This is a genomic window from Aeromonas sp. 25-248, from assembly GCF_053005425.1.
In genome coordinates this window covers 116663-135910 of sequence record NZ_JBRKTB010000005.1, presented here as the reverse complement: position 1 = coordinate 135910, position 19248 = coordinate 116663, and the positions used below count along the sequence as shown (strand labels likewise).

Below are 19248 nucleotides of genomic sequence, written 5' to 3'. Positions count from 1 at the left end.
TGCCCTGCTCATCATCGGTCTCTTGTGGACCCGTCACCGGGGACCAACAACCGAGCGCGCATTCTTTCCCGAGCAGGGCAAAATTTCAACTTGGAGATGGTCTTTTTCGCCGAAAAGATCCATTTCACCGCCAACTCGGGGCCTCTTTCACCCCTTGCACTCTAGCAACCCCAGTCTGAGCGTAAAATGAACATGGCGCAGGTATGCCAGGGTCGTTCCAAATTGCATGACGAGGCGGTCACGAGTACAATCTCGCACCCCGTATATCCGGAGTATTGAGTCACCTCCTGCTCCGATGTACCCCCATCGGATGGCCGTGCGTCGAAGACGGTCGCGCCACCGATGAACCCACACGACGCCATCAGGTGGCGCCGTCCTGATTTGCAATCAGATAAAAGAGTCCAACATGTTCAGACCAGAATTGCTCTCCCCTGCCGGGACCCTCAAGAACATGCGCTACGCCTATGCCTATGGCGCAGACGCCGTCTATGCGGGCCAGCCGCGCTACAGCCTGCGGGTACGCAACAACGAATTCGATCACGAGAATCTGCAGCTCGGCATCAACGAGGCCCATGCCCTCGGCAAGCAGTTCTATGTGGTGGCCAACATCCAGCCCCACAACTCCAAGCTCAAGACCTTCATCCGCGACATGCGCCCTGTGGTGGATATGAAGCCGGATGCACTCATCATGTCCGACCCCGGCCTCATCATGATGATGCGCGAAGCCTTCCCCGACATGCCTATCCACCTCTCGGTGCAGGCCAACGCGGTCAACTGGGCCACGGTGAAGTTCTGGCATCAGATGGGCCTGACCCGTGCCATCCTCTCCCGCGAGCTGTCTCTCGACGAGATCGAGGAGATCCGCATGCAGGTGCCGGAGATGGAACTGGAAGTCTTCGTCCACGGGGCGCTGTGCATGGCCTACTCCGGCCGCTGCCTGCTCTCCGGCTACATCAACAAGCGTGACCCCAACCAGGGTACCTGCACCAACTCCTGCCGCTGGGAGTACAAGGTGCACGAGGGCAAGGAAGATGACGTGGGCCAGATCGTCCACCGCCAGGAGCCCATCGCCGTGCAAAAGGTGGATCCGACCCTGGGCGCAGGCAAGCCAACCGATGCCCTGGTGCTGCTGGAAGAGTCCAACCGCCCGGGCGAGTTCATGACTGCGTTTGAAGACGAGCACGGCACCTACATCATGAACTCCAAGGATCTGCGCGCCGTCGAGCACGTCGAGCGCCTGACCAAAATGGGCGTTCATTCCCTGAAAATCGAAGGCCGTACCAAGTCCTTCTACTATTGCGCCCGTACCGCCCAGGTCTATCGCAAGGCCATCGACGATGCGGTGGCTGGCCGTCCGTTCGATCCGACCCTGATGGGCACCCTCGAGAACCTGGCCCACCGCGGCTACACCGAGGGCTTCCTGCGCCGTCACAACCACAGCGAATACCAGAACTACGACTACGGTTACTCCGTCTCCGACACCCAGCAGTTCGTCGGCGAGATCACCGGTCGCAACGGTGACATGGTCGAAGTCGAGGTGAAGAACAAGTTCCTGCTGGGCAACAGCCTGGAGCTGATGACCCCCCAGGGCAACCTCAGCTTCAACCTGGAGCAGATGCAGAACCGCAAGGGCGAGCTCATCGACACCGCACCGGGCAACGGCCACGTGGTCTACGTGCCGGTACCCAAGGAGATCGACGTGAATTACGGCATCCTGCTGCGCAACCTCGGCGAGCGCGAGGATACCCGTCAACCTCACTCGGCGGCCTGAGATGGCACTGCTCATCACCGACAAGTGCATCAACTGTGACATGTGCGATCCGGAGTGTCCTAACCAGGCCATCACCCTGGGGAGCAAGATCTACGAGATAGACCCGGATCGCTGCACCGAATGCGTCGGCCACTATGAGAAGCCGACCTGCATCAGCGTCTGCCCCATCGATTGCATCATCTGGGATCCCGCCCATGTGGAGACCGAAGATCAGCTGATGGAGAAGTTCGTGCGGATGCACAGGCAGTAGCTGTAGCACCTGCATCAGCATCTGCGCCCCATGGACGGCATCCTCCGGGATCCCGTCCATAGGGTGGAAACCGAAGATCAGCTGATGGAGAAGTTCGTGCGGATGCACAGGCAGTCAGGGTCTGACACTCGTGGTGTGCATTATCCAGAAATAGAAAAAGCCGGGCATGCCCGGCTTTTTCTATTGCGCTGCCCTTCCCTCAGGGTTTGACCAGTTTTTGCAGCGCCTCGAGTTCGCGCTGGGCTTCCAGCAACTCGGCCTGGGACTCCTCCAGCTTGGACTGCTTCTTGGCAATCTTGTCCGGCTTGCCCGATACCCGTGCGCTCTGCAACTCGGCCAGCCGCTCTTCCACTTCTTCCCTCTGCTTGACCACCTTGCGTTGCTGCTCCTCAAGGAGCCCGGCATCGGTACAATGGGCCTCCAGGTTGCGCAGTGCCCGCTCAAGGCCGGCTACCTGCTCCTGGTTGTTGTGCGCCCTGGCGAACGCAAGCTGATCCGTCACGGCCTGCTCTCTGGCCTTGCAGCCGATGTTTTCACTACCATAGGCTTGTCCGGCCAACAACAATAAGCCTATTCCGGCGATCTTCCACATAACAACCTCTTTGTTCTGTCATATTGGATGGCCGTTCATGAAACCTGACTCCCTGTGTGAGGTCAAGACACACGGGGCCGGGCTACGACAGAGTGTGCTCTGCATCATGCCGGGCCGCTTTCGCCGAGGCTACAATGGCCCTTTCAATCAGGAGAGCCACATGACCCAACACATTCTCATCATTGCCAACGGCGCCCCCTATGGCAGCGAGTCCCTGTTCAATGCCCTGCGCCTCGGCATCGCCCTCAAAGAGGAGGGAAAGGTAGACCTCAACCTCTTCCTGATGTCGGATGCCGTCACTGCTGCCCTCGCCGGGCAGGCTCCGGCCGAGGGCTACAACCTGCGCCAGATGCTGGAGATACTGCTGGCTCAGGGCACCCGGATCCGGCTTTGCAAGAGCTGCACCGATGCGCGCGGCATCACCCCGCTACCCCTTGTCGAGGGCATAGAGATAGGCACCCTCCCCTTGCTGGCCCAATGGACTCTGGCCGCCGACAAGGTGCTGACCTTCTAGCCGTCAGGGCCCGGCCCGGACCAGCGCAGGGCGCGAGGTCCGGGTACTCAGACCATAGAGCATCAGGATCACCAGGCAGAGCAGCGCCATCAGGGCGTAAAGCCAGCTCCCGCCCCAGTGGGCCAGCACCCAGCCTCCCAGCAAGGCCCCCATGGCCACCCCGAGTCCGGAGATGGAGGCCGCCCCGAAATAGCTCCCCTTCAAATGACCAGGCGCCATCTGATCGATCAGCACATTGAGCAAGGGGAAGAGGATGCACTCCCCGACGCTCAGGAGGATCACCGCCACTATCCAGTGCCACCAGATGGCGGTATCCCCCAGCGCAAACTGCAACTGGGCGCCGAGAAAGAGCGCCACCCCGAGTTGCAGCTTGCGCCGCGTGGACCAGCGGGCAGTCAGGTGCAGCAGGGGGAACTGCAGCATCACTATGGTCAGCGCGTTGGTCGTCACCAGCCAGCCGATGAGCCGCTCCACCTCCGGCGTCCCCGCGCGGGTCAGATACTGGATGAGGGGCGACTCGAACTGGGCGTAGACCAGCATCAGCAGCAGATTGGCCATGATCAGCAGCAGAAACCCCCTGTCCTGCCAGAGCACCCGCAGCACAGCACGCATGCCAGGCCCGGCCGCCTGGCTGGTGTGGCAACCTGCCAGCCTGAACCCGATGACAAAGACGATACCAAGCAGCAGATAGCTGGCACTGAGCAACAGGAAGGTCTCCTGACGCGCGCTCAGGCCATAGGTGACGCCGAGCAGAGGACCGATGGCCGCCCCCAGGTTGAGCAGGAAATAACGCAGGTGCAGCGCCAGCTCACGGGCTTTGGGCTCGGCCAGATTGTCGGCCATCAGTGCCTTGCCCGGTGCGTCGATGAGCCCGTAGGAGAGTCCGCTGCCGATCACCCCGAGTGCCAGCCAGCCCACCTGGTGGGAGAGGCCGAGCAGGGCCACGCTGGCGGCGGAAACCAGGCAGCCGAACAGCAGGATGTTGCGCCGCCCCCATTTGTCCGAGAGCCAGCCGCCATAGAAGCTGACGAGAGTGGAAAGCGCCGCCGTGGCCCCCAGGATGGCGCCTATCAGGGTCGCCGAAAGTCCGTAGTCACGGTAGAGCAGGATGGAGAGAAAGGGCCAGACCATGAAGAAGGTGGTACGCACCATGAAAGTGCCCAGGATGACGATCCAGACCAGGGAAGGAAACTGCCTGAGGTAGGCCCATGACATGCTGCAATTCCTTTTGCCAACGAAGCGGGGTCGTCCCTTATATCAAGGGGCGCCAAAAGGAACAAGGAGACAATCTGCGCCATGCCGGGCGACAGGCACAAAAAAGCCGACCCAAGGGTCGGCTCTTTCACATACGGCAGCCTTATTCGGCAGTCGGCTCTTCGACGGCAACGGCAGCAGGAGCAGCAGCCGCTTCGGTCGGTGCGTTCGCTTCCTTGATGGAGAGACGCACACGGCCCTGACGGTCCACTTCCAGTACCTTCACCTTCACCACGTCACCGATTTTCAGGAAGTCGGCCACGTTCTGTACGCGGGCATCGGTGATCTGGGAGATGTGCACCAGACCGTCTTTACCCGGCAGGATGTTGACGAAGGCGCCGAAGTCAGCCAGGCGCACGACCTTGCCTTCGTAGATGCGGTTCACTTCGATCTCGGCGGTGATGGCCTCGATGCGGCGGATCGCTTCCATGGCGGCTTCGTTGGCCACGGCGGAGATGCGAACGGTACCGTCATCATCCAGCTCGATGTTGGTGCCGGTCTCTTCGGTCAGTGCACGGATCACGGAACCACCCTTGCCGATCACATCCTTGATCTTCTCAGGATTGATCTTGATGGTGTGGATGCGCGGTGCGAAATCGGAGATCTGAGCACGGGGAGCCTGGATAGCTTCGTCCATCACTTTCAGGATGTGCAGACGAGCGCCACGAGCTTGCTTCAGCGCAATCTCCATGATCTCTTTGGTGATGCCTTCGATCTTGATGTCCATCTGCAGCGCGGTCACACCTTCGCTGGTACCGGCTACCTTGAAGTCCATGTCGCCCAGGTGATCTTCGTCACCCAGGATGTCGGACAGCACGACGAAACCTTCTTCTTCCTTCACCAGACCCATGGCGATACCGGCAACAGAGGCCTTGATCGGCACACCGGCATCCATCAGCGCCAGGGAGGAACCACAGACAGACGCCATGGAGGAGGAGCCGTTGGATTCGGTGATTTCAGAGACCACGCGCACCACGTACGGGAACTCGGCGGCGCTCGGCATCACGGCAGCAACGCCGCGCTTGGCCAGACGGCCGTGACCGATTTCACGACGCTTCGGGCTGCCCATCATGCCGGTCTCGCCGACGCAGTAGGGCGGGAAGTTGTAGTGCAGCATGAAGCGATCGGCGCGATTGCCGGTCAGCTCGTCGATGTTCTGGGCGTCACGCTCGGTACCCAGCGTGGCCACCACGATGGCCTGAGTTTCACCACGGGTGAACAGGGCAGAACCGTGGGCACGGGGCAGGATGCCGGTACCGACGGAGAGGGCGCGGATCATTTCCGGATCGCGACCGTCGATACGCGGCTCACCACGTACGACGCGACCACGGACGATGCGGCTCTCCAGGCTGTGGAACTCTTCGCCGATCTTCTTGGCATCTTCTTCCACGCCGGATGCGATGACTTGCTCGACCACGCGGCCCTTGATGGCAGCGATGGTTTCGTAGCGAACAGCCTTCTCGGTGATACGGTAGGCTTCACCCAGCTCAGCTGTGGCCAGTTCGGCAACTTTGGCTTTCAGCGCTTCGTTGACGGCAGGCGGGGTCCAGTCCCAGGGCTTGGTACCGACGTCGGCAGCGAATTCATTGATGGCGTTGATCACGGTCTGCATCTGCTCGTGACCGTAGACCACGGCGCCCAGCATCACCTCCTCGGAGAGGATGGCCGCTTCGGACTCCACCATCAGCACCGCATTGGCAGTACCGGCAACCACCAGATCCAGATCGCTCTGGGGCAGTTCGGTGGTGGTCGGGTTCAGTACGTACTGGCCGTTCATGTAACCCACGCGGGCTGCACCGATCGGGCCGCCGAACGGGATGCCGGATATGGCCAGGGCCGCGGAGGCACCGATCATGGCAACGATGTCGGGAGAAACGGCCGGGTTCACGGACATGACGGTGGCAACCACCTGAACCTCATTGAGGAAGCCTTCCGGGAACAGCGGACGGATGGGACGGTCGATCAGACGGGAGATGAGGGTCTCACCCTCGCTCGGACGGCCTTCACGACGGAAGAAACCACCCGGGATACGACCAGCAGCATAGGTACGCTCCTGATAGTTGACGGTCAGCGGGAAGAAATCACGGCCGTGATCGGCCTCTTTCTTGCCAACGACAGTCACGAAGACACAGGTATCGTCCATGCTGACCATGACGGCCGCAGTGGCTTGACGGGCCATCACACCGGTTTCCAGTGTGACGGTGTGTTGACCGTACTGGAATGACTTTACAATAGGATTCACGTGAATTTCCTTTTAACAATTTGGCGCTTTAAATTCGCGTGCAAGTATACTTGATTCGCATCAAAAGGTAAGCGCGGACGTCAATTCTGTGAGGCAGGCAACGGCCTGCATCCTGTTTGAAACGGGCAATAAAAAAGGGGAACCTCGCGGTTCCCCTTTTTTGCGAAATCTGATGGTCGATTAACGACGCAGACCCAGCTTGGCGATCAGAGCAGCGTAACGCTGAACGTCTTTACGCTTCAGGTAGTCCAGCAGCTTACGACGCTGGGAAACCATGCGCAGCAGACCGCGACGACCGTGGTGATCCTTGGCGTGCTCCTTGAAGTGACCTTGCAGATGGTTGATCTGGGCAGTCAGCAGGGCAACTTGCACTTCGGGGGAACCGGTGTCGTTGGCGCCACGAGCGTTGTCGGCAACGATTTGAGCTTTGATCTCAGCATTTAGAGACATGGTATTACTCCAGTAGAGTGTTTAAAGGTTCACAGCCAATCTCTAATTCAGCCGTGAAATGAGGGCGGTATCATAATCGTCCCCGCCCCTTTTCGCAACGGGAAAGACGCGTGACAGACCGATACCGCCTGAGGATCACTCCTCGTCGTGGTAGCGAACCAGACGCTTGGGCGCCACGCGCCCCTCGTCATCGATCTCGCCAACTCCGATGAATTCGCGCTCCGGACCGACCGTCATGCGGACCTGGCCACTTTGGGGGCTACCTGCCACCTGCACGGCCTGACCCTGGTTCACATAGGCGGCCACGGCGACCAGCATGTTCACCTCGGGCAGAGAGGCCACGGCAGTGTCCATCGGCAGCAACAGGGGATCCAGCTGCTCCCGTGGCGGAATGCTTTCGGCCTTGGCCTGCTCGAAGATACACTCGAGCTGCTCCAGGGTCAGCATCCGCTCGTAGGGGTAGCTCGCCACCTGGGTGCGACGCAGCTGGGTGACGTGAGCGCCACAGCCCAGCACTTCCCCCAGATCGTCCACCAGGGAGCGGATATAGGTACCCTTGCTGCAATGCACTTCCAGCTTCACCTCGTCCCCCTCGAAGCCGAGCAGCTTGAGTTCGAAGATGGTGATGGGACGGGCTTCCCGCTCGATCTCGATCCCTTCACGGGCATATTCGTAGAGCGGGCGGCCGTTGTGCTTGAGGGCGGAGTACATGGACGGCACCTGCATGATGGGGCCGCGGAACTGGTCCAGCGCCTCGATCAGGGTGCCCACCGCCACGTTCACCGGGCGGGTGGAAACCACCTCGCCGTCGGAGTCACTGGTATTGGTGCGCTCGCCCAGCTTGGCGGTCACCTCATAGCGCTTGTCCGCTTCCAGCAGATACTGGGAGAACTTGGTGGCCTCCCCGAGGCAGATCGGCAACATGCCGGTGGCCAGGGGGTCCAGGGCGCCGGTATGGCCAGCCTTGGCGGCGTTGTAGATCCGCTTGACCTTCTGCAACACATCGTTGGAAGTCAGGCCGGTCGGTTTGTCCAGCAGCAGGATGCCGTGTACGTCACGGCCTTTGAAACGACGTCTACGAGACATCTCAGGCGTTATCCTCAGTCGTGTCATCCGGTGCGGATTGCTCTTCGTCACGACCGGCTTCAGTCATGCGACGCTTGTCTTCACGCACAGTGTTGGTCACCAGGTTGGAGAGGCGCATCCCCTCGACCAGGGTCTGGTCGTAGTAGAAACGCAGCTCGGGCACCACCCGCAGACGCATGGCGCTGCCCAGCAGGCTGCGGATGTAACCGGCAGCCTCGGTCAGGCCCTTGAGCCCTTCCTTGATGCGCTCGGCGTCATTCTCCAGTTGCAAGAAGGTGACATAAACCTTGGCATAGTTGAGGTCCTTGGAGACCTCCACGTCGGAGACGGTCACCATGCCGATGCGCGGGTCTTTCACCTCGCGCTGCAGGATCAGCGCGATTTCACGCTGGATCTGCTGCCCGACCCGACGGGTCCGGCTGAATTCTCTGGCCATATTCTATCCTGCGATAAAAGGGGGCCGCGGCCCCCTATTTTGTCTAACGCTCGGCTTACAGAGTCCGCTGGATTTCAACGGTCTCGTACACCTCGATCTGGTCGCCTTCACGCACGTCGTTGTAGTTCTTGACCGCGATACCACACTCGTAGCCGTTGCGAACTTCGTTGACGTCATCCTTGAAGCGGCGCAGGGATTCCAGCTCGCCTTCATAGATAACCACGTTGTCACGCAGAACGCGAATGCGGTTGGAACGCTTGACCACACCTTCGGTAACCATACAGCCGGCAACGGCGCCGAACTTCGGCGACTTGAAGACGCTACGCACTTCAGCCAGACCGATGATCTCCTGACGATACTCAGGAGCCAGCTTGCCGCTCATGGCCTGCTTCACTTCGTCGATCAGGTCATAGATGACGGAGTAGTAACGCAGATCCAGGCTCTCGGATTCGATGACCTTGCGCGCAGAAGCGTCGGCACGGACGTTGAAGCCCACCAGGATGGCGCTGGAAGCCGCGGCCAGGGTCGCGTCGGTTTCGGTGATGCCACCTACGCCGGAACCCACGATCTTCACCTTCACTTCGTCGGTGGAGAGTTTGACCAGCGCATCGCAGATCGCTTCCACAGAGCCTTGTACATCGGCCTTGATCACCACGTTCACTTCGGACACTTCGCCCTCAGTCATGTTGGCAAACATGTTTTCCAGCTTGGCCTTCTGCTGGCGAGCCAGCTTGACTTCGCGGAACTTGCCCTGACGGTAGAGCGCCACTTCACGGGCTTTCTTCTCGTCACGCACGACCGTGGCTTCGTCACCGGCAGAGGGAACGCCGGACAGACCCAGAATTTCCACTGGCAGAGAGGGACCTGCTTCCTTGATCTCGCGACCCAGTTCGTCACGCATGGCGCGAACCCGGCCGTACTCAAGACCACACAGCACAATGTCGCCCTGACGCAGAGTGCCTTCCTGTACCAGCACGGTGGCAACCGGACCACGACCTTTATCCAGGAAGGATTCGATCACGACGCCGTTGGCCATGCCGTCAACCACCGCTTTCAGCTCCAGGACTTCGGCCTGGATCAGGATGGCTTCCAGCAGGTCGTCGATGCCTTCGCCAGACTTGGCGGAGACGTGCACGAACTGGCAATCGCCACCCCACTCTTCGGACATGACGTTGTAACGGGCCAGCTCGGTCTTGACGCGATCCGGATCCGCTTCAGGCTTGTCGATCTTGTTCACCGCAACAACCAGCGGCACACCGGCCGCCTTGGCGTGCTGGATAGCTTCGATGGTTTGCGGCATCACGCCGTCGTCAGCTGCAACAACCAGCACAACGATGTCGGTCGCCTTGGCACCACGAGCACGCATGGAGGTAAACGCCGCGTGACCCGGGGTATCCAGGAAGGTGATCATGCCGCTGTCGGTCTGTACGTGGTACGCACCGATGTGCTGGGTAATGCCACCGGCTTCGCCTGCGGCGACCTTGGCTTTACGGATATAGTCCAGCAGCGAGGTCTTGCCGTGGTCGACGTGACCCATGATGGTCACGACCGGCGCACGCGGCTTGGCTTCGGAGGTCTCGTCACGATCGCTAAGTACCGCCTCTTCCAGCTCGTTCTCACGGCGCAGCACTACCTTGTGACCCATCTCCTCGGCGACCAGCTGAGCGGTCTCCTGGTCGATCACCTGGTTGATGGTGGCCATGGCACCCATCTTCATCATCACCTTGATGACTTCAACGCCCTTGACGGCCATCTTGTTGGCGAGCTCCGCCACTGTGATGGTCTCGCCGATGACGACGTCACGGTTGACCACGGCAGCCGGCTTGTTGAAGCCGTGTTTCATGGCGTTCGGCATGGCCATCTTGCCACGCTTGCCTTTGCGGGCACGGGGATCGCGGGAGTTGCGGTCATTGCGGTCGTCTTCGCGACGGCCGACCTTCTTCGGCGCCTTGGCAGCGGCAGCCGTGCGACGGCTGGTCTCTTCCTTACGATCCAACTCATCTTCGGCCGCTTGCGCGTGCTTGTTGGTGGTCAGATGGTAATCGCTGCTCTCTTTGGCGCGAGCCGCTTCTTCTTCAGCCCAGCGGGCCGCATTCTGTTCCGCCATGATGCGAGCCTCTTCGGCTTTCTTCGCGGCGAGTTCTTCAGCTTTTTGCAAAGCTGTCTGTTCCTGTTGGCGCTTCAGTTCTTCTGCTTCGCGCTTGGCCATCTTTTCTGCCTCTTGCTGAGCTGTGCTAACGGCTGCTTTGGCGGGCTGTTGAGCCTGTCGAGCCTTCTGTTGTGCCTCGATCCGCGCCTTTTCCTCAGCTTCACGACGAGCCTGCTCAGCCTCACGGCGAGCCTTCTCTTCAGCGTCGAGGCGGGCCTTCTCTTCGGCCTCGCGACGAGCTTTTTCTTCTGCTTCCAAACGCGCTGTTTCCTCGGCTTCCGCCTGGCGCTGTTCATCTTCCAGCGCCGAGCGTCTTACATAGGTGCGAGACTTGCGCACTTCTACCTGCACTTCCTTGTTCTTGCCACCAGTCCCCTGAACACTCAGGGTGCTCTTGGTCTTGCGCTGCAAGGTCATGCGAGCAGGTGCGGTGACCTCGTCACCTCCATGCTGTTTCTTCAGATGTGCCAGCAGAGTCTGTTTCTCAGACTCGCTGACCATGTCGTCGGCCTTGCTCTTCACGATGCCGGCATCGACAAACTGCTGGAGAAGACGATCAACCGGCGTGTCGATGTCAGTGGCAAGTTGCTTAACTGATACTTCTGCCATTCATTTTCCTCCGTTTGACCTTATTCAGACTGCTCTTCTCCGAACCAACAGATATTGCGAGCAGCCATAATGAGCTCACCTGCCTTCTCGGCGGTCAACTCTTCGATGTCGGCAAGGTCATCGATACCTTGCTCTGCCAAATCTTCCAGGGTGCCGACGCCGCGAGCGGCCAGGGCATAGGCCATTTCACGACCGAGGCCGGAGAGATTGAGCAGTTCTTCGGAAGGCTCGACGCCTTCAAAGGATTCTTCTTTGGCCAGGGCCTTGGTGGTCAGGGCATCCTTGGCACGCTTGCGCAGCTCTTCGACCATGTCTTCATCCAGACCGTCGATGGCCAGCAGCTCGTTGACCGGGACGAAGGCGATCTCTTCCAGGGTGGAGAAGCCCTCTTCCATCAGCAGGCCGGCGAAATCGTCGTCGATGTCGAGGGTGCTGGTGAACAGGTTCATGATGCGGTCGTTCTCGGCCTGGTGCTTGGCACGCATGTCCTCGACGGTCATCACGTTCAGTTCCCAACCGGTCAGCTGGGAGGCCAGACGCACGTTCTGACCGTTGCGGCCGATGGCCTGGGCCAGGTTGGCGGCTTCCACGGCGATGTCCATGGTGTGGTTGTCTTCATCGACGATGATGGAGGCCACATCGGCTGGCGCCATGGCGTTGATCACGTATTGGGCCGGGTTGTCATCGTACAGCACGATGTCGGCACGCTCACCGCTCAGCTCGGCGGAGACGGCCTGAACGCGGGCACCACGCATGCCGATACAGGCACCGATCGGGTCGATACGACGATCGTTGGTCTTGACCGCGATCTTGGCGCGGGAACCCGGATCACGGGCGGCGCCCATGATTTCAATCATCTCTTCGCCGATTTCCGGCACTTCGATGCGGAACAGCTCTTTCAGGAAGTCCGGGCTGGAGCGGCTGACGAACAGCTGGGAACCACGGGCTTCCGGACGCACGGCGTAGAGCAGGCCACGGATGCGGTCGCCGGGACGGAAGGTCTCACGGGGCAACATGTCGTCACGGAAGATCACGGCTTCGGCATTGCTGCCCAGATCCAGGATCACGTTGTCGCGGTTGCTCTTCTTGACCACGCCGCTGATGATGGTGCCTTCCTTGTCCTTGAACTGGTCAACGACCTGGGAACGCTCGGCCTCGCGCACTTTCTGCACGATGACCTGCTTGGCGGTCTGGGTGGTGATACGGTCGAAGGTCACAGAGTCAATCTGGTCTTCAACATAGTCGCCGATCTGGATATCCGGCTGCTCGATCTGAGCGGCTTCGAGAGTGATTTCCCCGTACGGGTTCTCCATGGAAGCCTGATCGGCCACCACGACCCAACGGCGATAGGTGTCATAGTCACCGGTCTTGCGATCGATCTCGACACGCACTTCAATCTCGCCTTCGTATTTTTTCTTGGTCGCAGTCGCCAGCGCAGTCTCCAGAGCCTGGAAAATCTTCTCGCGGGGGACAGCCTTCTCGTTGGACACAGCGTCAACGACCAGCAAAATCTCTTTATTCATATCCGATAGCCTCGTTAACCAAAGTTCGGCACTATGTTCGCTTTTTGGATATTGGTGAAAGCCAACACCTCGTCCTTACCATCTACCGTCAGAGTGATCATGTCCCCCTGCACGGCTTTGATTACGCCTTTGAACTTGCGGCGGTTGTTTGTTGCCATCCGAAGCGTTACCGCCGCCTCCTGGCCAACGTATTTTTCGAACTGGGCGACCTTGAACAGTGGACGATCCAAACCCGGGGAAGACACCTCAAGGTAGTACTCCTCGGTGATGGGATCTTCGACATCCATGATGGCGCCGACCTGGCGGCTCACCTCGGCACAGTCTTCCACCGTCACGCCTTGCTCCGAGTCGATGAAAACGCGCAAGGTCGAGTGCTTACCCGCACGGATAAACTCGATACCCCACAGTTCAAAACCCAAGGCAACGACCGGAGCCTCGAGCAGATCGGTCAAACGTTGTTCCAACGTAGCCAAAGTCACCCTCCGAAAAACGAAAAAAGGGCATATAGCCCAGATAGAAATAGATTCAGAGTAAATTGCACATAACAAAAAGCCCCGATGTCAAATCGGGGCTTGGCGCTTTACCCTGATTGTCGCCTCGCAGCGACCGCCTTCCTGAGCGTAGGAAATGCGTGAAATTTGGTTGCGGGGGCCGGATTTGAACCGACGACCTTCGGGTTATGAGCCCGACGAGCTACCATGCTGCTCCACCCCGCGTCCGAAATCGTGCGAGATTATAGCCACTTCACTCTCGTGAGACAAGACTCAGCGGCTATAACATCCCGGTTACCCGGGTTCACTGCTTAATTGGTGCCGTGGGCGGGACTCGAACCCGCACACCCTAGAGCACTACCCCCTCAAGATAGCGTGTCTACCAATTCCACCACCACGGCAAAACTCTTATTCGGGAACGTCAGTATCTTTCTTCACTGGCGCTTTGCTCTGCTCAACTTGTTGAGTCTGTTGCAGATTTTCCCATTCACTACCCTGCTTGACCTTGTTGCTGGACATGGAACCCAGAACCAGACTAATCAAGAAAAACAGAGTAGCCAAAATCGCTGTTGTGCGGGTCAGGAAGCTGCCTGAACCACCGGAGCCGAATACAGTATTCGATGCCCCTGCGCCGAAGGAGGCGCCCATATCAGCCCCTTTACCTTGCTGAATCATCACCAGACCAATCAGAGCCAGCGATACCAGCAGATAAACGACCAAAAGAATCTCGTACATTTAACTTGCACCCTTTGCCGCTTCAACTATTCCTAAAAACGCCTCGCCATCAAGACTTGCCCTGCCTATCAGACCGCCATCAATATCGGACTGCGCAAACAAATCTTGTGCATTGGCCGGTGTCACGCTCCCACCATAGATGATTCTGACTTTCTCACCTATTACCGGAGTATCCTCCGCCAAGCGACCGCGAATAAAGGAATGAACCTCTTGTGCCTGCTCGGGTGTGGCGCATTTACCTGTACCTACAGCCCAGATTGGCTCGTAGGCGATGATAGCATTATCGAAAGCCATCGCGCCATTTTTCTCTATGACGATGTCCAGTTCCTCGGCAATCACCTCGAAGGTTCTTCTTGCCTGCCTCGCTGCTCCTGACTCACCCAGACAAAGTATGGGTATCAGACCTGCTGCTCTGACTGCCGCAAACTTCTCTGCGACGATAAAACTGGTCTCACCAAAGAGACGCCTGCGCTCGGAGTGGCCAACAAGTACATATCGGCAACCTGCCTCGACCAGCATCTCACACGAGATTTCACCCGTATAAGCGCCCTGTCTGTGCTGGCTCACGTTCTGAGCCCCCAGCTTCACTCTTACCTGCTCACCGAGCAGTTCGGCGGTGAAACCGAGATGCACATGGGATGGACACAAGACCACATCTACGTCTTCATCAATGCGTTCTGTGCACTGACTCGTAAACTGCTCTAACTGCGACCTACTACCGTGTAACTTCCAGTTGGCTGCTACAAACGGCTTGCGATGTCCCATCGGCAACTCCCTTGCGAAAGCGGGGCTGATAATATCCAGAGGATGCTCAGCTGACAAGTGCTATTTTCAAATTTTCGAATCGTTTGAACAAGATACAACCAAGGCGACTAAAAAGTCGCCTTGGTTGTTCATTAAAACGCCGACTCGACCTGTTTGGCGATGCGCTCTGCCATATCGCGCACCTGCTGTTCGTGTTCACCTTCGACCATGACCCGGATCAGGGGCTCGGTGCCAGATTTGCGCAACAGCACCCGGCCACGGCCGGCCAGTTCCAGCTCCACTGCCGCCACTTCCTGCTGAACGGCACTGGAGGTCAGCGGATCCTTGCCTTCGGCGAAGCGCACATTGACCAGCACTTGCGGGAACTTGCTCATGCCCGAACGCAATTTGGCCAGCGGCATCTCGGCACTGCGCATGGCCGTCAGCACCTGCAGGGCGGCGACGATACCATCCCCCGTGGTGGTCTGATCCAGGCAGATGATGTGACCGGAGTTTTCGCCCCCGATGCGCCAGCCCTTCTCGTTCATCATTTCAAGCACGTAGCGGTCACCTACCTTGGCACGGGCAAAGGGGATGCCCAGGGTCTGAAGCGCCAGCTCCAGCCCCATGTTGGCCATCAGGGTGCCCACCACACCGCCCTTGAGACGGCCATGGCGCAGGGCATCCCGGGCGATGATGTAGAGGATCTCATCTCCGTCGATGATGTAACCTGTGCTGTCCACCATCACCAGACGGTCGCCGTCACCGTCGAAGGCGACGCCGAGATCGGCTTTGCATTCCTGGACCTTGGCGGCCAGCGCCTCCGGTGCGGTGGAACCGACGCCGTCATTGATGTTGAGCCCATCCGGGCTGCAGCCGATGGCGATGACTTCGGCACCCAGTTCGCGGAAGACGGAAGGGGCGATGTGGTAGGTGGCACCATGACCGCAATCCACCACCATTTTCAGCCCTTCCAGGCTCAGATTGGAGGGGAAGGTGCTCTTGCAGAATTCGATGTAGCGACCAGCCGCATCATCGATGCGCAGCGCCTTGCCAAGCTCCGCGGACTCCACGCACTTGAGTTCGTTGTCGAGCTCGGCTTCGATGGCCAGCTCGACATCATCGGGCAGCTTGGTGCCGTCGGCGGAGAAGAACTTGATGCCGTTGTCGTAATAGGGGTTGTGGGATGCACTGATGACGATACCGGCTTCGGCACGGAAGGTGCGAGTCAGGTAGGCAACCGCCGGGGTGGGCATGGGTCCCATCAATATGGCTTTGAGACCGGCGGCGGAGAGCCCCGCCTCCAGTGCCGACTCCAGCATGTAACCGGAGATACGGGTATCCTTGCCGATCAGCACCTTCTTGGTCCCTTTCTTGGAGAGCACCTTGCCGGCGGCCCAGCCCAGTTTCATGACGAAATCCGGGGTGATCGGGTATTCACCCACCTTGCCGCGCACGCCGTCGGTGCCGAAGTACTTTCTGGTCATTGTCTGTTTCTCGTTTTTCTATTTGGATATGAAATCTTGTCCCGTCATGGTCATCCAGCCTGTACGCAAGACATCCATGGTGGCCCGCACGTCGTGCACCCGGATGATCCTGGCGCCATGTTGCAACCCGATCAGGGCACAGGCCAGACTACCAGCCAACCGCTCGGCTACCGGGCGGTCAAGCAGGTTGCCTATCATAGACTTTCGTGACATGCCCACCAAGAGCGGAAGTTGGTAATCGAGCAGTGACGCCTGCTGTGCCAGCAGCTGATAGTTGTGCACCAGCGTCTTGCCAAAGCCATAGCCTGGATCCAGTACCAGATGCTCACGCGGGATACCGGCCCCCAGACAAGCGGCAATCCGCTCGTCAAAGAAGGCTCTCACCTCCCCCACCAGATCGTCATAGTGCGGCTCCACCTGCATGGTACGGGGCTGCCCCTGCATGTGCATGAGGCATACCGGTACGCCAGCCTCGGCCGCCGCGCCCAGCGCTCCCGGCTCTTGCAGGGCGCGGACATCATTGATGAGGTGACCACCAGCAGCACAACCCTCCCGCATGACAATCGCCTTGGAGGTATCGAGGGAGATCATCACATCCAGCTCGGAGACCATGCGCTCCACCACGGGGATGACCCTGTCCAGCTCCTCCTGCTCGCTCACGTCGGGGGCGCCCGGGCGGGTCGACTCGCCACCTATATCGATAAGGGTGGCCCCATCGGCCACCATGTCGCGGGCATGACCCAACGCCAGATCGATCTGCTTGAAGCGGCCACCATCTGAAAAGGAGTCCGGCGTCACATTGAGAATGCCCATGACATGGGGACGGTCGAGAGAAAGGGTACGTCCCTTGCTGATTAACTGCATTGCTTCAACTACCTCCAACAAGAGCGGCAAACTCTTCGTGCAAAGAAAAACCCCGGGCAAGCCCGGGGTTTGTATCATGACAACTTATTTGGCCGGGACATCGTTCGCCTTGTCGATGTCACTCAGAGGTGCACTGCCCTCTTCAGCCGGCGCCTTGGCCTCCGGCCCGTTGTTCACGCTGGCACCACCTTGCGGGGTGTCACCGTGCTCATCATGCCAGTTGCTGGGAGCACGGACCTCGCGACGCGCCATCAGATCATCGATCTGCTTGGCATCGATGGTCTCGTACTTCATCAATGCATCTTTCATGGTGTGCAGCACATCCATGTTGTCCAGCAGGATCTGCTTGGCACGATCGTAGTTGCGATCGATGACCTGCTTGACCTCTGCATCGATGATGCGGGCGGTATCGTCAGACATGTGCTTGGCCTTGGCCATGCTGCGGCCGAGGAAGACTTCACCGTCCTCTTCTGCGTAAAGCATGGGGCCGAGACGCTCGGACATGCCCCACTGGGTGACCATCTTGCGGGCGATGTCGGTGGCACGTTCGATGTCGTTGGATGCACCGGTCGATACCTTCTCGGCACCGTAGATCAGCTCTTCCGCCAGACGACCGCCATACAGGCTGGAGATCATGGACTCCAGATGCTGCTTGGAGTGGCTCCAGCGGTCCTGCTCCGGCAGGTACATGGTCACACCCAGCGCACGGCCGCGCGGAATGATGGAGACCTTGTAGACAGGATCATGATCCGGCACCACGCGACCAATGATGGCGTGACCCGCTTCGTGATAGGCCGTCATCTCCTTCTCGGACTCTTTCATCACCATGGAGCGACGTTCTGCCCCCATCATGATCTTGTCCTTCGCCTTTTCGAACTCCAGCATGGAGACCACTCGGCGGCTCTCGCGAGCAGAGAAGAGGGCAGCCTCGTTCACCAGGTTGGCCAGATCGGCACCGGAGAAACCAGGGGTACCACGGGCAATCAGCGCCGGATTAACGTCATCCGCCAGCGGCACCTTGCGCATATGCACTTTCAGGATCTGCTCACGACCGCGAACATCCGGCAAGCCGACCACGACCTGGCGGTCGAAACGACCCGGACGCAGCAGCGCAGGATCCAGTACGTCGGGACGGTTGGTGGCGGCAATGACGATGATGCCTTCATTGCCTTCGAAACCATCCATTTCAACCAGCATCTGGTTCAGGGTCTGCTCACGTTCATCGTGACCACCACCCAGACCGGCGCCACGCTGGCGACCGACCGCATCGATCTCATCGATGAAGATGATGCAGGGGGAGGATTTCTTGGCCTGTTCGAACATGTCACGCACCCGGGAGGCACCGACACCCACGAACATTTCCACGAAATCGGAACCCGAGATGGTAAAGAACGGCACCTTGGCCTCGCCTGCAATGGCTTTGGCCAGCAGGGTCTTACCAGTACCGGGAGGACCTACCAACAGGACGCCGGTCGGGATCTTGCCACCCAGCTTCTGGAATTTGGTCGGGTCACGCAGATAGTCGACCAGCTCTTTGACCTCTTCCTTTGCCTCGTCACAACCGGCTACGTCGGCGAAGGTAGTCTTGATCTGATCTTCGCTCATCAGGCGAGCCTTGCTCTTGCCGAACGACATGGCACCCTTACCGCCACCGCCCTGCATCTGACGCATGAAGAAGACCCAGACACCGATCAACAACAGCATCGGGAACCAGGAGATGAAGATGGACGTGATCAGGGACGGTTCTTCCGGCTTCTCACCCATCACCTTGACGTTATGGTTGAGCATGTCGTTGAGCAGTTGGGGATCCGGCGCAGGAATGATGGTGGTGAAACGTTCACCGGTGCGCTTGACGCCATTGATGACCTTGCCATCCATCCGCACTTCACGGATCTGCTCCTGGGTCACTTCTTTCACGAAGCTGGAATAGTCCAGCTGGCGACTGGTGGTATCGCTGGGGCTGAAGCTATTGAACACCGACATCAGCACGACGGCGATGACCAGCCACAGGATTAGGTTTTTCGCCATGTCACTCAAATCAATGACCTCGC

The 19248-nt window shown here is 59.1% G+C and carries 17 protein-coding genes and 2 tRNA genes; 3 read left to right on the top strand and 16 right to left on the bottom strand.

The genetic code is table 11. From position 1 onward, the window contains the following. Positions 1 to 406: 406 nt before the first annotated feature. Entirely contained in the window at positions 407 to 1771 is a 1365-nt protein-coding gene (gene trhP / locus ACVDHI_RS09875; protein WP_010675357.1) for a prephenate-dependent tRNA uridine(34) hydroxylase TrhP, read from the top strand. 1 nt (position 1772) lies between these two features. Continuing rightward, positions 1773 to 2021 carry a YfhL family 4Fe-4S dicluster ferredoxin gene (locus tag ACVDHI_RS09870; protein WP_010675358.1) on the top strand — a complete coding sequence of 83 codons (249 nt, stop codon included), beginning with the start codon at positions 1773 to 1775 and terminating at the stop codon, positions 2019 to 2021. A 199-nt stretch (positions 2022 to 2220) separates the two neighbouring features. Here ACVDHI_RS09870 and ACVDHI_RS09865 read toward each other — a convergent pair whose 3' ends face one another. After that, positions 2221 to 2613, bottom strand: a complete 393-nt coding sequence (locus ACVDHI_RS09865; protein ID WP_214004396.1) for a DUF1090 domain-containing protein — start codon at positions 2611 to 2613, stop codon at positions 2221 to 2223. A 160-nt stretch (positions 2614 to 2773) separates the two neighbouring features. On the opposite strand from ACVDHI_RS09865, the gene ACVDHI_RS09860 reads away from it, so the two are divergent. After that, positions 2774 to 3127 carry a DsrE/DsrF/TusD sulfur relay family protein gene (locus tag ACVDHI_RS09860; protein WP_010675361.1) on the top strand — a complete coding sequence of 118 codons (354 nt, stop codon included), beginning with the start codon at positions 2774 to 2776 and terminating at the stop codon, positions 3125 to 3127. A 3-nt stretch (positions 3128 to 3130) separates the two neighbouring features. Here the strand turns inward: ACVDHI_RS09860 and ACVDHI_RS09855 are convergent, their stop codons facing one another. The 15 genes from ACVDHI_RS09855 to ftsH all read right to left on the bottom strand — a co-directional run bounded on the left by ACVDHI_RS09855 (position 3131) and on the right by ftsH (position 19234). Further along, on the bottom strand, positions 3131 to 4342 hold the full coding sequence (locus tag ACVDHI_RS09855) for an MDR family MFS transporter (RefSeq protein WP_323907308.1): 1212 nt from the start codon (positions 4340 to 4342) through the stop codon (positions 3131 to 3133). A 142-nt stretch (positions 4343 to 4484) separates the two neighbouring features. Next, the gene (gene pnp / locus ACVDHI_RS09850; protein ID WP_447212037.1) at positions 4485 to 6623 is read right to left on the bottom strand and encodes a polyribonucleotide nucleotidyltransferase; all 2139 of its coding nucleotides are present in this window, start codon (positions 6621 to 6623) and stop codon (positions 4485 to 4487) included. Between the two features lie 180 nt (positions 6624 to 6803). Further along, positions 6804 to 7073: a 30S ribosomal protein S15 gene (gene rpsO, locus ACVDHI_RS09845; protein ID WP_010675364.1), complete on the bottom strand. Its 270-nt coding sequence runs from the start codon at positions 7071 to 7073 to the stop codon at positions 6804 to 6806. Between the two features lie 135 nt (positions 7074 to 7208). Continuing rightward, positions 7209 to 8159 (bottom strand): tRNA pseudouridine(55) synthase TruB, encoded by a 951-nt coding sequence (gene truB, locus ACVDHI_RS09840; RefSeq protein ID WP_010675365.1) that lies wholly within the window; start codon positions 8157 to 8159, stop codon positions 7209 to 7211. Between the two features lies 1 nt (position 8160). Then, on the bottom strand, positions 8161 to 8595 hold the full coding sequence (gene rbfA / locus ACVDHI_RS09835; protein WP_010675366.1) for a 30S ribosome-binding factor RbfA: 435 nt from the start codon (positions 8593 to 8595) through the stop codon (positions 8161 to 8163). Positions 8596 to 8650: 55 nt separating this feature from the next. Beyond that, positions 8651 to 11353, bottom strand: a complete 2703-nt coding sequence (gene infB, locus ACVDHI_RS09830; RefSeq protein WP_029314767.1) for a translation initiation factor IF-2 — start codon at positions 11351 to 11353, stop codon at positions 8651 to 8653. 20 nt (positions 11354 to 11373) lie between these two features. Then, positions 11374 to 12876, bottom strand: coding sequence for a transcription termination factor NusA (gene nusA / locus ACVDHI_RS09825; protein ID WP_010675369.1), 1503 nt, complete (start codon positions 12874 to 12876; stop codon positions 11374 to 11376). Positions 12877 to 12890: 14 nt separating this feature from the next. Next, positions 12891 to 13349 carry a ribosome maturation factor RimP gene (gene rimP, locus ACVDHI_RS09820; protein WP_010675370.1) on the bottom strand — a complete coding sequence of 153 codons (459 nt, stop codon included), beginning with the start codon at positions 13347 to 13349 and terminating at the stop codon, positions 12891 to 12893. 166 nt (positions 13350 to 13515) lie between these two features. Further along, a tRNA-Met gene (locus ACVDHI_RS09815) sits at positions 13516 to 13592 on the bottom strand. Between the two features lie 91 nt (positions 13593 to 13683). Further along, positions 13684 to 13768: transfer RNA gene (locus tag ACVDHI_RS09810), tRNA-Leu, on the bottom strand. 7 nt (positions 13769 to 13775) lie between these two features. Beyond that, a complete protein-coding gene (gene secG / locus ACVDHI_RS09805; protein ID WP_010633113.1) occupies positions 13776 to 14102 on the bottom strand; it encodes a preprotein translocase subunit SecG in 327 nt (108 codons plus the stop codon). After that, positions 14103 to 14867, bottom strand: a complete 765-nt coding sequence (tpiA, locus tag ACVDHI_RS09800; protein ID WP_447212036.1) for a triose-phosphate isomerase — start codon at positions 14865 to 14867, stop codon at positions 14103 to 14105. 131 nt (positions 14868 to 14998) lie between these two features. Next, on the bottom strand, positions 14999 to 16333 hold the full coding sequence (gene glmM / locus ACVDHI_RS09795; RefSeq protein WP_368203596.1) for a phosphoglucosamine mutase: 1335 nt from the start codon (positions 16331 to 16333) through the stop codon (positions 14999 to 15001). A gap of 18 nt (positions 16334 to 16351) precedes the next feature. After that, positions 16352 to 17197 carry a dihydropteroate synthase gene (gene folP / locus ACVDHI_RS09790; protein ID WP_182935329.1) on the bottom strand — a complete coding sequence of 282 codons (846 nt, stop codon included), beginning with the start codon at positions 17195 to 17197 and terminating at the stop codon, positions 16352 to 16354. A gap of 84 nt (positions 17198 to 17281) precedes the next feature. Further along, positions 17282 to 19234 (bottom strand): ATP-dependent zinc metalloprotease FtsH, encoded by a 1953-nt coding sequence (ftsH, locus tag ACVDHI_RS09785; protein WP_041212504.1) that lies wholly within the window; start codon positions 19232 to 19234, stop codon positions 17282 to 17284. Between the last annotated feature and the right edge of the window lie 14 nt (positions 19235 to 19248).